We start from the raw sequence: 13505 nt of genomic DNA, 5'->3' as shown, positions 1-13505 counted from the left end.
CCAAAGCCTCGATCGCCATAACCTTACTCATGGGCGAAAATATCCGTTTCCGGCCAGCCGGCGAGGTCGAGCCGGGCGCGGGCGGGCAGAAAGTCAAAACAGGCCTGCGCCAGTTCGGCGCGGCCCTCACGGATCAGCATGGCGTCGAGCCTGTCCTTGAGCTGATGCAGATAGAGGACGTCCGACGCCGCATAGGACTGCTGCGCGTCGGAAAGGGTCGGGGCGCCCCAGTCCGACGATTGCTGCTGCTTCGAAATCTCGACGCCAAGAAGCTCGCGCACGAGATCCTTCAGGCCATGCCGGTCCGTATAGGTGCGGGCGAGCTTGGAGGCGATCTTGGTGCAATAGACCGGCGCCGGAACGAAGCCGAAGGTCTTGGCCAATATGCCGATGTCGAAACGGGCGAAGTGGAAGAGCTTCAGAACGGCCGGATCGGCGAGCAGGCGCTCGAGATTGGGCGCGCGCGTCTGGCCGCGCCCGAACTGGACAAGCTCGGCGTTTCCGTCGCCGAAGGAGAGCTGCGCCAGGCACAGACGGTCACGATACGGATTGAGGCCCAGAGTCTCGGTGTCGATCGCGACAATGACGCCAGCGCCGATCCCCTCGGGGAGATCGCCCTGGTGGAGGCGGATGGTCATGCGGCTCGAATCTTTCGATGTGGAGCGGACAGTCTATCGCAGAATGCGCAAGGCTTGTCGAAGCGTTGCGGGTTCGCGCCGGACTGGCTCGCCAGCGCGGCGAATTGTGCTACCTAATGGCTGGGCCCTGGTCTTGGGACCTCCTGGCCCAGGGAGTAACCCCATGCGTTACATTCTTGCTTTGATTCTCGCTTGCGCAATTGCTGCGCCGCCCGCCTCCGCGGCGTCCTCGAAATCCACCGGCAAATCCGTTTCGGCCTCAAAATCGGATCAAGCGACAAAAGCCGGCAAGCGCAATCGGCAGAACGCCGATCACGGCGGCGCCGGCGGCATCCATCCGCTGGTTGGAAGCGGCGACTATTAGAGCGCGGTGACGCCGCAGGACTCCGGCTGGCGCTCGGCGAGCTGCGGTTCGCCCGGAACCGACCCGCCGGGAACGCGCAAACTGCTGCTCTTGTCAGACGCCCGCCAAGTCTTCACTCTATTGCGACGCAAAATCGCGAAGAGAGAACGCCGGTGACCGATCCGACCCATGGCCTCAACGGCTCCGACCGCCGCTTCAACACGCTGGTCATCGAACTGGCGATCCGGCTGTTCGCGATCGGCGCGCTGATCTACTGGACCTTCATCATCGTCCTGCCTTTCGCGGCGATTATTCTGTGGAGCGTCGTGCTCGCCGTGGCGCTCTATCCGATCTTTCGCATTGTGGCCGAAATATTGGGCGGCCGGCCGATCGCCGCCGCCATTTTGATGACGATCGCGGGACTCGTGCTGATCATCGGGCCCGTCACCTGGATGGCCGTCGGCGCCATCGACCCCATCAAGGCGGTGATGGCGGGTATTGAAACCGGCGATATCGCCGTCCCGCCGCCGCCGCCCTCGATCAAGGACTGGCCGTTCGTCGGCGAGCAGCTCTATTCCTTCTGGCTGCTGGCCTCGACCAATCTGCGCAGCGCCTTCACCCAAGTTTTGCCGCAGCTGAAACCCGCCGGGGAGTTTTTGCTCGAAATGGCGAAGAGCGCCGGCGCGGGCACGCTCAAATTTCTGGTCTCCGTCCTGCTCATGGGCTTCATTCTCGCCGCCGCGCCGCAAATGCTGGCAGGGGCGCGCGCGCTGTCGCGGCGGATCGATCCTTCGAGCGGCGAGAAATTCGTCGATCTCGCCGGCGCGACGATCAACGCGGTTTCGCGCGGCGTCATGGGCCTGTCGCTCTTGCAGGCCGTCGTTGGCGGCGCCGGCATGTATCTCGCCGACGTGCCGGGCGCGAGCCTTTTGACTCTCGCCATCCTCGTCCTCGGCATTATTCAGATCGGGCCGTTGCTCGTCGTCGCGCCCGTCATCTTCTGGGGGTGGACGACGTTAGCGACCGGGCCGGCGCTGGCGCTGACGGTTTGCATGCTCAGCGTCAATTACGTGGACAACGTGCTGAAGCCGTTCATTTTCGCGCATGGTCTGTCGACGCCGATACCGGTGATTTTCGTGGGCGTGATCGGCGGCGTTCTCGCGCATGGCATCGCCGGCCTGTTTGCCGGACCGGTCGTGCTCGCCGTCGTTTGGGAGCTGACGAAGGCGTGGATCGCCGACGACCTGAAATTGGTCAACGAAACGGCCGCCGAGCCCGACTTCAACGTGGAGGCGTCGCCGGCGCTATCGTCCGCGCAAGGCGTTAAGAACCTTTAGGCCGGCGCGGCCATTGCGCTGCAGGCCGGCGCGCGACTGGTAATCGGCGATCGCCTCTTTGGTCTTCGTGCCGATCACGCCATCGGAGTCGCCGACGTCGTAGCCGCTGCGGGTCAGTAGCGCTTGCAATTCGCGGCGCTCGGCGCGCGAGAGGCCCGGATCGTCTGTCGGCCATGGCGTCTGAATGCCCGGCCGGCCGCGCAGCCTGTCGGACAGGACGCAGATCGCCAGCGCGTAAGATTCGGAGGCGTTATAGGCGTAGACCGCGTCGAAATTTTTCGTCACCAGGAACGCGGGTCCGTTGCGTCCCGCCGGCAGGAGCAGCCCCGCACTTCCCTCGCCAAGGCCGCCGCCGTCGAGGCGCGTCACGCCGCGCGACTGCCAGAAGCCCATCGATTGGCGGCCCTTGCGTCCGGAAGGTCCGGAATAGGATTCCGGCAAACGCACTTCGAAGCCCCAGGGCATGCCGGCGCGCCAACCGCTCTTGTGCAGATAATTCGCCGTCGAGCCGAGCGAGTCGGCCGCCGAGCTGGCGATATTGCGCCGCCCGTCGCCGTCGAGATCGACCGCCATGCCGAGAAAGGTCGACGGCATGAACTGCGTGTGGCCGAAGGCGCCCGCCCAGGAGCCGTAGAACTCCTCCGGCGCGATATCGCCGTGGTCGAGGACTTTGAGCGCGGCGATGAATTCCTTGCGCCAATAGTCGTTGCGGCGCGGCGCTTCGCAGGCGAGCGTCGCGAGGCTCTGCACCACCGGGCGCTTGCCGAAACTCTTGCCGAAGTCGGATTCGACGCCCCACACGGCGACGACGGTCGGGGCGTCGACGCCGTAACGGCTTTCCGCGGCGTGCAGCGCGCGGGCATGCTGATGCAGCATCACGCGCCCTTCGTCCACGCGCTCCTCATCGACGAGCCCGGCGACATAGTCCCAGACGGGCGTCGTAAACTCCGGCTGCTTGTCCATAAAGCTGACGGCGTCGTTGGGGGCGAGCCCATTCGTCGCCGACGCGATCGTCTGCTGGCTGACGCCGGCGCCGGCCGCAGCGGCGCGCAGACCGGAGAGGCAGCTCGACCATTCGGCGCGCGCAGGCGCGACCGTGAGCATGAGCGCGGCAAGCGCCGCCAGAAGATGATGTGCCTTCATGCCGCGAATTCTAGCGTAAGGACGCGGCTTTTTCATGAGCCGCATCGGTCGTGAAAAGAGCACGTCACTCGCAGACGCGGCGCGGGCGGGAGCCGATCACCTCGCCATATTCGTCGAAGACGGGACGGCGCTCGACCCAGCACACCGGCGGCGCGACATAAACGGGTCCAGGCGCATAGACGACGGGCGGCGCGGAACTGGCGAGCGCCCCGCCGGTGATGGCGCCAAGCGCAAAACCGCCAATGCCCGCCGCAATGGCCGGGCCGGCTGAATCGGCGCGCGCCGGCGCGATCGGCGCCAGGGCCGCGGCGCCGAGAGCCAAAGCCGCCGAAAGCGTCGCAATAGTTCTACGCATCGTACTCTCCCAAGACGGGCGAGCCACTGTCCGCACGCGCTGCGCCGGCAAGCTCGCTCGAGGGGACAATAGGAGCGATCCCGTAGACGAATCGTTAATGGCCCGCCTGGCGCATCTTCAGAGCTGCGAGACCCGCGGCTTGCCGGAAGGCGACTTCGTTGTCGGCTTGACCGGAGTCTGCTCCCGCGCGCCCTCGCCGCCGCCTGTCCGGAGCGCCGGCGCGTCATTCGCCTCCGACGTCGGGGTTTTGGCCCGGAACGCGGCGGCCAGCGCCTTGGCCGCGGCAAGCTCCTTGGAATCCAGCCGGGCGCCGATTTCGTCGCGCTTCTTGGCTGCGTCCTCATCGCCCTGGTCCGCGGCGGCGGAGAACCACACGTAGGATTTCTGCAGATCGCGGCTGATGCCGAGGCCGCGGGCGTAGAGGATGCCGAGATTGAACTGGCTGTCACGGATGCCGTATTCCGCCGCCTGACGGAACCACTCCGCCGCAGCGGCGTAATCCGGCTTGCCGTCGCCGCCCTCAGCGAGCAGCACGGCGACATTATGCATGGCGCGGGCGTTGCCGGACTCGGCCGCGCGCTCGTACCACTGCCTGGCGCGGGTGTAGTCGCGCGCGACGCCGACGCCCCTCTCATACATCGAACCCAGCCGGTATTGGGCGAGCGCCAGACCCATTTCACCAGCTTTTTCGAACCAATGCGCGGCCGCCTTGGCGTCGCGCGCGGCGCCGCGTCCCTCGACAAGACGCGCGCCCATCTCGTATTGGGCGGCCGGATTGCCCTCGACGGCGAGGCGCTCGATCGTCGCCAAGGCGTCGCCCGGCGACAGCGGCGGCGCCTCGATCGTTCCCGTGGGGGTCGGATCGATGTTCTGCTGCGCGACGACGGGTCGCGCGACCGACGCCGGTTCTTTGGTCGGGCGTTGGGCGACCGCCGGCGACGCGGCGCGGTTCGAGGCTACCCGCTTGTCTGGCGACAAAGCCGGCCGAACCGCCTTGGCTGGCGCTTTCGCCTCCTGCTGTCTGTGCGACGGCCCGACCGCCAAGCCGCCCTGCCCCTCCATGCGCGCGATCTGATAGGCACCGATCAGCAGCATGACCGCGGCAAGGCCTAAGAGCAGCGGACGCTTGCGGTCCTGGATGAGGGCGCTGAAATTGACGACAGCGGCGCCCTGCGGCTTTTCCTGAGCCTGTCCCGCGTGGCGCGCCGCTTCGGCCGACTGGGCGTCGCCCTCAGCCGCAGGCGTTTGCGCGGCGCGGCGCGCGGCGGCGATGAAGTCCGACTGAACCGAGCTACGATGTGCGGCCTGATCGGCCTCCGGTCCTCCCGGCGCCATGAAAGGCTCGCGCCGTTCGGCGACCCCATCGTCGACCGGCAGCAGGAACTCCATCGGATCGACCGGCGCCAAGGCTTCGCTTTCGTCTTGGGCGTCAGCGGCGGTCGGCGCGCCGACGCGCTCGCGCGTATCATCGCCGCAAAGTTCGACGCCGAGTTCCGCATCGGGCGAGCGCCGCGCGACGCCACGGTTCTCGGTCAATTCGCCATCAAACACGCCGAGACGTTTGACGACGCGCTCGAGCGTTTGATGGACCGCCGTCAGCGTCTCATTCGTGCGCTGGCCGCTCGCATCTTGCGTCTTGAGGATGTCGTTCAATTCGCGCTGCACAGCGAGGCGCACGGCCGCCGGCTGAGCGCCAGCCGCATCGCGGAGAACCTCCGTGGCGGCCCGGCGAACCGCCGCCTCAGCCGCCTGCGTCGTTGCGGACCGCGTGTCCTCCAGACGCACGAAAAAATCGTTGATCTTCGACTCAAAGCCGATGGGCGCGCCGCTTCCCGCGTCGATCCGTTCGAGCCGCTGCGCCAGGGCGCCGATCTGAGTTTCAAGCGATTTGAGCGCGCCGCCATCGGCCGTGGGATCAGCCGTCTGCTTCACGCGGTCGGCGAGCGCCCCGACGAAAGCCGCCAACTCGCCCTCGCGCTTCTCGACGCACGCGCCGTCTTCGACCCGCTGCGCGAATGCGGCGTGCATGCGGTCGAGGCGCTCGACGATGTCGTCGAGCCGAGCGTTCTGTTCGCCAAATCTCGGCGCTGAGAAGGGATCGTCGAGCCGGTCGATCTTGAACGAGAGCTGCGCGAGCTGACGCTCGACAGCCTGCAGATCGAGGTCCCGCGCATCGGCGGCGAACGCGGCATCCACTTTTCTGTCGAGGCCGCGCACCAAATTCTCGAGAGCTGCGAGATTTTTGGAATCGCCGGCGCCCGAGGGGCTTTCCAGCCGCGCGGCGATCGTCTGTCGAAGCTCGTCGATGCGCTGGGCGAGATCGGCGAACTGACGTTCGGCGTTCTGTTCGGCAAGCATGGACTCGATGCGCGCGAGCGATTCCGTCGGCGCGCTGTCCACGACGCGGGACTCGAACCGATCGAACCTGCGGCCGATCTCCTCGAACGCCGAGGCGTGGCTGTCGCCGTCCAGCGCCGTATCGATTTTTTTGGCGAGCGTTGTGATGAGCGCTTCGAGGGGGGCCATATTCGCGACGGCGCCGCGATCGATGCGCTGCGTCAGCGTCTTGCCGAGTTCGTCGATACGCTCGCCGATTTCGTCGAACCGCGCCGCCGCCGATTGTTCGGCGACGACGTCAAGCTTGCGCGCGAGCCGCTCCAGCCGCTTGTTGAAGGTCTCCAGCCCCTTCCCGGTTTCGGCGGCGACGATCGAGCGGATCGCCTTGACCACTTCGCCGAGATCCGCGCCGGACGCGCCACGTGAAAGCGCCAGCGCGTCGACTCGCTGCGTAACGTCGATGATGCGCGTTTCGATCCTCTCAAGCGGCAGCGGACGCGCCATGAGCGCCGTCAGCTGTTCCTTGATCTCATGCGTTTCGCGCGCGAGATCGCGCACAGCCGAAGCGTTCGCAACGTCTCCATTCTGCAGCTTCTCCAACCTGAAGCCGATCGTTTCGACGTCGGCGCGCAGGTTACGCACGATGGGAGTCGGATCGAGATCTTCGATCACGGCGCGCAATTCGCCGATCATTCTTTCGGCAGGCGCAAGCGTCTCGTCTGGAACGCCGCGGCCGCGTTGCGACTCGATGCCCTGGCGCAGATCGCCCATCGCCGTTTCGATGGCGGCGACCGATGCGCGCGGCGCGAGTTCGCCGATCGCTTGCGCCACATCCTGGAGTTCGCGACGGACGTTTTCGATTTGTCGCATCATCACGAGCTGCTGGTCGCCGCGCTCGGCGGCGTCCTCGCGAAAGCTGTCTAGGCCCTGCGTGACGGAATCGATCGAGCGCTGCAGCGCCTCAAAGCGCGATCCGCCGGAGGGGCCCGACGTCATGGCCGGCTTCGCTACGCCCCCGCGCGCCGCATTTTCGTCCAGGCGTCCTGCAATTTCGGCAAGATGCTGATCAAGGCCGCGCAACGTCTTCTCGACGTCGGCGCCGCGATGTTCGCCCGACAGCCGCGCGAGCCGCGATTCGAGCTCCGCCAGCGCGTTGCGAATCGGCCGCGCATTCGCGGAAGGCTGCTCGCCGAGCTGGCTCTCGATACGGCTTTTGGAGAGCGCGGCGATCGACCGCCAGATGGAGTCTTCGTCGACGCCGCGGTTCTCGTCGCGTGGCTCTCCCGCGTTGGGAAGATTTTCCTCCCGATGTCCGGCCTCGCGCTTATCTTCGGGCGACTCGGAATTCGGACGACCCTGATCAGGAAATTGCGCCTTGGTCATGTGGCTGTCCGGCGGGACCGACCCGTGGAAATTGGGACAAAAACGCGGTGGAACGCGCGAATCGCGCGCTACTGTCGGCGCGGGCCGCCGACCGCCGTGACTTTCCGTCGATCGCAGTAAAGAAGCCGTTAAGAAACGGCTCCAAAGCGCCGTCGCGTTCACGATTGTCACACCGCGGCTCGCTTGCGCCCGCGCCGGCGCCTCTCTACCTATGACGCAGCCCGAGAGAATCGCGGCGTGACGGCTCGGCCCCAAGCGCCGGCTTGCAAGGAGGCGTTGATGCCGAGCTACAAGGCGCCTGTAGACGACACCCTCTTCCTGCTAAATGATGTCTTGAATTTTCAACGTTTCGGCAATCTGCCAGGCTTCGCGGACGTGACGCCGGACGTCCTGTCGCAAATCCTCCTGGAGGGGGGAAAGATCTGCGAGGAAGCGCTCGCGCCGCTCAACCAGATTGGCGACGAAAAGGGCTGCAAGCGCCACGACGACGCCTCCGTCTCCACCCCGCCAGGCTTCAAGGCGGCGCATGACGCTTTCGCTCAAGGCGGCTGGATCAGCCTCGCGGTGCCCGAGGAATATGGCGGACAGGGCCTGCCCTATACGCTGTCGATGGCGATGAACGAGTTCGCCTCCTCGGCGAATATGTCCTTCGCCATGTATCCGGGCCTCACGCAGGGCGCGCTCGCCGCTCTGCTGCGCCATGGCGACGACGCGCAGAAGAAGCTTTATGTGCCGAAGATGGCCGAAGGCCGCTGGTCGGGCACGATGAATCTGACCGAGCCGCAATGCGGCACCGATCTCGGACTGCTGACGACCAAGGCGTCGCCGCGCGGCGACGGCTCCTATTCGATCACCGGGCAAAAGATCTTCATCTCCGCCGGCGAGCACGATCTGACCGAAAACATCGTGCATCTCGTGCTCGCGCGCATCGAGGGCGCGCCTGCCGGCGTGAAAGGCATCTCGCTCTTCGTCGTGCCGAAGTTTCTGGTCGACGGCGACGGCGCGATTGGAGCGCGCAACGGCGTCAGCTGCGGCTCCATCGAAGAAAAGATGGGCATCCACGGCAACGCCACCTGCGTCATGAATTACGACGGCGCGCAGGGCTTTCTCGTCGGCGAAGCCAATCGCGGACTGAACGCCATGTTCGTGATGATGAACGAGGCGCGGCTCGGCGTGGCCATGCAAGGCCTCGCCCAGTCCGAGGTCGCCTACCAGAACGCGGCGCAATACGCCAAGGAGCGTCTGCAGGGCCGCGCGCTCTCCGGTCCGAAAGACCCCGGAAAGCCGGCCGACCCGATCATCGTGCATCCGGACGTGCGGAGGATGCTGCTCGAGATGAAGGCCTTCAACGAGGCGGCGCGCGGCTTTGCGCTGTCGGCCGCGCTCGACAGCGACATCGCGCATCGTTCCGACGACGCCGCCTCGCGCCAGGCGGCGGAAGACCGCCTCGGCCTGCTGACCCCCGTGCTCAAGGGCGTGCTCACCGACGTCGGCTTCGAAAACACCGTCAAGGCCCAGCAGGTGCTCGGCGGACACGGCTATATTCGCGAATGGGGCATGGAGCAGTTCGTGCGCGATGCGCGCATCTGCATGATCTACGAGGGCGCCAATGGCATCCAGGCGCTCGACCTCGTCGGCCGCAAGCTGCCGCGCGACGGCGGCCGGGCGATCATGGCCTATTTCAAGGATACGACGGAGCTGTTGGCGCCGCTTGCATCGGACGAAGCGATGAAGTCCTTCGCCGCGCCGGTGAAGGCGGCGCTCGACGATCTGCAAAAGGCGACGATGTGGCTGATGCAGAACGCCATGGCCAAGCCCGACAACGCCGGCGCCGCTTCATACGACTATATGCATCTCTTCGGCCGCGTCGCGCTCGGCGTGATGTGGGTGAAGATCGCGCAGGCGGCGATGGCGATAAAGGCGCAAGAGCCCGAGCGGGCCGGACTGATGGATGCGAAGCTGTTGACCGCACGCTTCTATATGGAGCGCATGCTGCCGGAAACGCGCCTGCGCCTGACACGCATTTCAACCGGCGCCGACACGATGATGTCGCTCCCCGAGGAGATGTTTTAGGGGCAGTCGGATTTCGGCAGTCGGCAATGGTCATGTCTTACTGCCGAAGCCCGACCGCCGACTGCCGTTATAGGAGACGATATGCCCGACGCTTTTATCTACGACGCCGTTCGCACGCCGCGCGGTCGCGGCAAGCCGGACGGCTCGCTGCATGAGGTCTCTTCGCTCGGCCTCGCCGTCACGGCGCTGCAGGCGGTCAGGGAACGCAACAAGCTCGCCGGCCCCGAGATCGACGACGTCATCCTCGGCTGCGTCGATCCGGTTGGGGAAGCCGGCGGCGACATCGCCCGCGCCGCGGCGATTTCATCGGGCTACTCCTACAAAGTGCCCGGCGTGCAGATCAACCGCTTCTGCGCGTCCGGATTGGATTCGGTGAATTTCGCCGCCGGCGAAATCATGTCCGGCCAGCATGATCTTGCGATCGGCGGCGGCGTCGAGAGCATGAGCCGTGTCGGCATCGGCGCGTCGGGCGGCGCCTGGCCGGTCGATCCGACGATCGCCATTCCCTCCTATTTCATGCCGCAGGGCGTGTCGGCGGATCTCATCGCGACAAAATACGGCTTCTCGCGCGACGACGTCGACGCCTACGCGGTCGAATCGCAAAAGCGCGCGGCGAAGGCCTGGGAGGAAGGGCGCTTCAAACATTCGATCGTTCCGGTGAAGGACGTCAACGGCATCACCCTGCTCGACCGCGACGAACATATGCGGCCGGGAACCGACATGCAGTCGCTCGCCGCCTTGAAGCCCTCCTTCGCCTTTTACGCGGAACAGGGCGGCTTCGACGCCGTGGCGATTCAGGCGCATCCCGAAGTCGAGAAATTGAATTACGTCCATCATGCCGGCAATTCGTCGGGCATCGTCGACGGCGCCGCGGCGGTGCTCGTCGGCTCGAAAGAGGCGGGCGAGCAGCACGGGTTGAAGCCTCGCGTGAAGATTCGCGCCTACGCCAATATCGGCTCGGACCCGGCGCTGATGCTGACCGGCCCTGTCGATGTGACCAAAAAAGTGCTGCATCGCGCCGGCATGACCATTGCCGACATCGACCTCTTCGAGGTGAACGAAGCCTTCGCGGCCGTCGTGCTGCGCTATCTCGAAGCCTTCGACCTCGACCCGGCGAAGGTCAACGTCAATGGCGGCGCCATCGCCATGGGCCATCCGCTCGGCGCGACGGGCGCCATGCTGATGGGCATCGCGATCGACGAATTGGAGCGCACGGGAAAATCCACCGCGCTCGTGACGCTCTGCATCGGCGCCGGCATGGGCACGGCGACGATCGTCGAGCGGGTGTGAGGATGCAACGTTTCCTCGCCCTTCGAGACGCGAGCTTCGCTCGCTCCTCAGGGTGAGGAAACTTTTTGAACCTCATCCTGAGGAGCCCGCGCAGCGGGCGTCTCGAAGGACGAGGTTCAAAACAGCTGAAAGCTTATCGGAGGCGAAATAATGAACCTCGTCAATTTCCGCTTCGAGACCGGCGCCGACGGCGTCGCGCTGGCGACCTGGGACATGCCCGAGCGCACGATGAACGTCATCACGCCGGAGGTGATGGACGAGCTGGAGCAGCTCATCGACACGGTGGTCGCCGCGCCCGACGTCAAAGGCTGCGTCATCGCGTCGGGCAAGACCGCCTTTTCCGGCGGCGCCGATCTTTCCATGCTGCAGCATGGCGCCGCGCAATACGCCAGGGCGCTCAAGGAGCAGGGCGAAGACGCGGCGAACAAGCATTTCTTCGAGTTTTCGCGCCGACTGTCGCTGCTCTACCGCAAGTTGGAAACCTGCGGCAAACCTTTCGCCGTCGCCATTCACGGCGTCTGCCTTGGCGGCGCTTTCGAACTTGCGCTCGCCTGCCATTATCGCGTGATGGCCGATGACGAGAAAACCAAAGTCGGCCTGCCGGAAATCAAGGTCGGGCTCTTTCCGGGCGCCGGCGGCACGCAGCGCGTGTCACGGATCATGCAGACGGGCGACGCGCTGCAATTCCTGTTCAGGGGCGATCAGATCAAGCCCAGAGCCGCGCTCGGCGCCAAGCTCGTGCATGAGATCGCGCCAAAGTCCGAGATCGTCGAGCGCGCCCGCGCGTTTATCGTCAACGGCGGCAAGGCGCAGGCGCCGTGGGACGCCAAGGAGTTCAAGACTCCGTCCGGCAGGGTGTTCTCGCCCACCGGCATGATGATCTGGCCCGCCGCCAACGCCATCTATCGCCGCGAGACCTACGACAATTATCCCGCCGCCAAGGCCATTCTGCATGCCGTCTATGAAGGGCTGCAATTGCCGATGGACCAGGCGCTAACCGTCGAGTCGCGCTGGTTCGCGCATATTCTGCGCTCGAAGGAGGCGGCGGCGATGATCCGCTCGCTGTTTCTCTCGAAGAACGAATTGGACAAGGGCGCGCATCGCCCCAAGGACGTCGGCCCCACCAATCTCAAGAAGATCGGCATTATCGGCGCGGGCTTCATGGGCGCGGGCGTCGGCTATATCAGCGCGCTGAACGGCCTCGACGTCGTGCTGATCGACCGCGATCAGGAGAGCGCCGACAAGGGCGTCGTCACGATCGACAAGCTCATCTCGAGCTCCGTCAGCAAAGGCCGCGCGACCGCCGCCGACAAGGATTCGCTGATGGCGCGCGTCGTCGCCACCGCCGATTATGCGGCGCTCAAAGGGTGCGATCTCGTGCTCGAAGCCGTATTCGAGGACCGCGCGGTCAAGGCGGACGTCACCAAGCGCGCGCAGGAGGTTGTGGGCGCCGACGTGATCTTCGCCTCGAACACGTCGACGCTGCCGATCACCTCGCTCGCGGAAACCACGCAAAAGCCCGAGAACTTCATCGGCATCCATTTCTTCTCGCCCGTCGAGAAGATGCTGCTCGTCGAAGTGATCCTGGGCGAGAAAACGAGCGATCGCGCGCTCGCGACGGCGCTCGACTTCGTCCGCATCATCAAGAAAACGCCGATCGTCGTCAACGACTCCCGCGGCTTCTTCGCCAATCGCTGCGTGCTCAATTATGTTCGCGAAGGGCAGATCATGCTTGTCGACGGCGTGCCGCCGGCGATGATCGAGAATGTCGCCCGCATGGCCGGCATGCCGGTCGGGCCATTGTCGCTCAACGACGAAGTCGCGCTTGATCTGGGGTGGAAAATCCTGCAGGCGACGAAGAAGGACCTCGGCGAAGGCTCCGTCGATCCTGCGCAAGAACGCGTGCTGCGCTTCATGGTCGAGGAAAACAGCCGCTTCGGCCGCAAGAACGGCAAAGGCTTCTACGATTATCAGGCCAACGGAACGAAAAGCCTCTGGCCCGGTCTCTCGGCCCTGGCGCAGAGCGAGCTCGACCCCGATACGCTCGACGTCGCCGAAATGAAGCAGCGCTTTCTCGTGACGCAGGCGGTCGAGGCGGCGCGCGCCATGGCGGAGAGGGTCGTCACCGATCCGCGCGAGGCCGACGTCGGCTCCATTCTCGGCTTCGGCTTCGCGCCCTTCACTGGCGGCGTCATCTCCTACATCGACGGCATGGGCACGAAAAATTTCGTCGCGCTCTGCGACAAGCTCGCCGCGACATACGGGCCGCGTTTCGAGCCGCCGCAACTGCTGCGCGACATGGCGGCGAAAGGCGAAACTTTTTACGGACGGTTCATGCCGCAAAAAATGGCGGCGTAATTACATTCGGCATCACTGCCCTCGTGCTTCGAGACGGTCGCTTCGCGACCTCTCAGCATGAGGGCTGCTTCATCGCGCATGCAAAATGTCGCGCATGCAAAAATGCGGAGCTGAGGCCCCTCATCCTGAGAGCCGCCCGCAAGTCGGGTTTTCCCGACTTGCGCATGAGATGTCGATCTCGGGCGCGCGCCCGAGATCGTAGCTGCGTCTCGAAGGACGAGGGGCGGCCTCTGAACGCACGCTGCGAA

At 65.4% G+C, this 13505-nt stretch carries 9 protein-coding genes; 5 read left to right on the top strand and 4 right to left on the bottom strand.

What is annotated here, in order from left to right; translation table 11 throughout:
* Positions 1-23: 23 nt before the first annotated feature.
* Positions 24-638, bottom strand: coding sequence for a ribonuclease D (locus tag IYY11_RS17455; protein WP_196405024.1), 615 nt, complete (start codon positions 636-638; stop codon positions 24-26).
* A gap of 163 nt (positions 639-801) precedes the next feature.
* Here IYY11_RS17455 and IYY11_RS17450 point away from each other — a divergent pair, with 163 nt between their 5' ends.
* Together IYY11_RS17450 and IYY11_RS17445 are read left to right on the top strand one after the other, a co-directional pair.
* The gene (locus tag IYY11_RS17450; RefSeq protein WP_196405023.1) at positions 802-1002 is read left to right on the top strand and encodes a hypothetical protein; all 201 of its coding nucleotides are present in this window, start codon (positions 802-804) and stop codon (positions 1000-1002) included.
* A gap of 152 nt (positions 1003-1154) precedes the next feature.
* Positions 1155-2318: an AI-2E family transporter gene (locus IYY11_RS17445; RefSeq protein WP_196405022.1), complete on the top strand. Its 1164-nt coding sequence runs from the start codon at positions 1155-1157 to the stop codon at positions 2316-2318.
* Here the strand turns inward: IYY11_RS17445 and IYY11_RS17440 are convergent.
* The 3 genes from IYY11_RS17440 to IYY11_RS17430 form a co-directional block, all read right to left on the bottom strand.
* Positions 2286-3461 carry a lytic murein transglycosylase gene (locus IYY11_RS17440; protein ID WP_196405021.1) on the bottom strand — a complete coding sequence of 392 codons (1176 nt, stop codon included), beginning with the start codon at positions 3459-3461 and terminating at the stop codon, positions 2286-2288. The genes IYY11_RS17445 and IYY11_RS17440 overlap by 33 nt on opposite strands.
* Positions 3462-3525: 64 nt before the next feature.
* Positions 3526-3816 (bottom strand): hypothetical protein, encoded by a 291-nt coding sequence (locus tag IYY11_RS17435; RefSeq protein WP_196405020.1) that lies wholly within the window; start codon positions 3814-3816, stop codon positions 3526-3528.
* A gap of 117 nt (positions 3817-3933) precedes the next feature.
* Positions 3934-7536 (bottom strand): SEL1-like repeat protein, encoded by a 3603-nt coding sequence (locus tag IYY11_RS17430; RefSeq protein WP_196405019.1) that lies wholly within the window; start codon positions 7534-7536, stop codon positions 3934-3936.
* Positions 7537-7815: 279 nt separating this feature from the next.
* Here IYY11_RS17430 and IYY11_RS17425 point away from each other — a divergent pair, with 279 nt between their 5' ends.
* The 3 genes from IYY11_RS17425 (at position 7816) to IYY11_RS17415 (ending at position 13257) form a co-directional block, all read left to right on the top strand.
* Complete coding sequence (locus IYY11_RS17425; protein ID WP_196405018.1) at positions 7816-9609, top strand: acyl-CoA dehydrogenase C-terminal domain-containing protein; 1794 nt, start codon at positions 7816-7818, stop codon at positions 9607-9609.
* Positions 9610-9690: 81 nt separating this feature from the next.
* Positions 9691-10899: an acetyl-CoA C-acetyltransferase gene (locus IYY11_RS17420; RefSeq protein ID WP_196405017.1), complete on the top strand. Its 1209-nt coding sequence runs from the start codon at positions 9691-9693 to the stop codon at positions 10897-10899.
* Between the two features lie 150 nt (positions 10900-11049).
* Entirely contained in the window at positions 11050-13257 is a 2208-nt protein-coding gene (locus IYY11_RS17415) for a 3-hydroxyacyl-CoA dehydrogenase NAD-binding domain-containing protein (RefSeq protein ID WP_196405016.1), read from the top strand.
* Positions 13258-13505 lie beyond the last annotated feature (248 nt).

It is taken from the genome of Methylocystis sp. H62 (assembly GCF_015709515.1).
GTDB lineage: Bacteria > Pseudomonadota > Alphaproteobacteria > Rhizobiales > Beijerinckiaceae > Methylocystis.
The sequence above is the reverse complement of the archived record's forward strand: the minus strand, read 5'-3'. Positions and strand labels throughout refer to the sequence as shown.

Coding starts and splice junctions, on each gene's coding strand:
- IYY11_RS17450 (WP_196405023.1), top strand. CDS start 802: ATGCGTTACATTCTTGCTTTGATTCTCGCTTGCGCAATTGCTGCGCCG.
- IYY11_RS17415 (WP_196405016.1), top strand. CDS start 11,050: ATGAACCTCGTCAATTTCCGCTTCGAGACCGGCGCCGACGGCGTCGCG.
- IYY11_RS17425 (WP_196405018.1), top strand. CDS start 7,816: ATGCCGAGCTACAAGGCGCCTGTAGACGACACCCTCTTCCTGCTAAAT.
- IYY11_RS17430 (WP_196405019.1), bottom strand. CDS start 7,536: ATGACCAAGGCGCAATTTCCTGATCAGGGTCGTCCGAATTCCGAGTCG.
- IYY11_RS17420 (WP_196405017.1), top strand. CDS start 9,691: ATGCCCGACGCTTTTATCTACGACGCCGTTCGCACGCCGCGCGGTCGC.
- IYY11_RS17455 (WP_196405024.1), bottom strand. CDS start 638: ATGACCATCCGCCTCCACCAGGGCGATCTCCCCGAGGGGATCGGCGCT.
- IYY11_RS17440 (WP_196405021.1), bottom strand. CDS start 3,461: ATGAAGGCACATCATCTTCTGGCGGCGCTTGCCGCGCTCATGCTCACG.
- IYY11_RS17435 (WP_196405020.1), bottom strand. CDS start 3,816: ATGCGTAGAACTATTGCGACGCTTTCGGCGGCTTTGGCTCTCGGCGCC.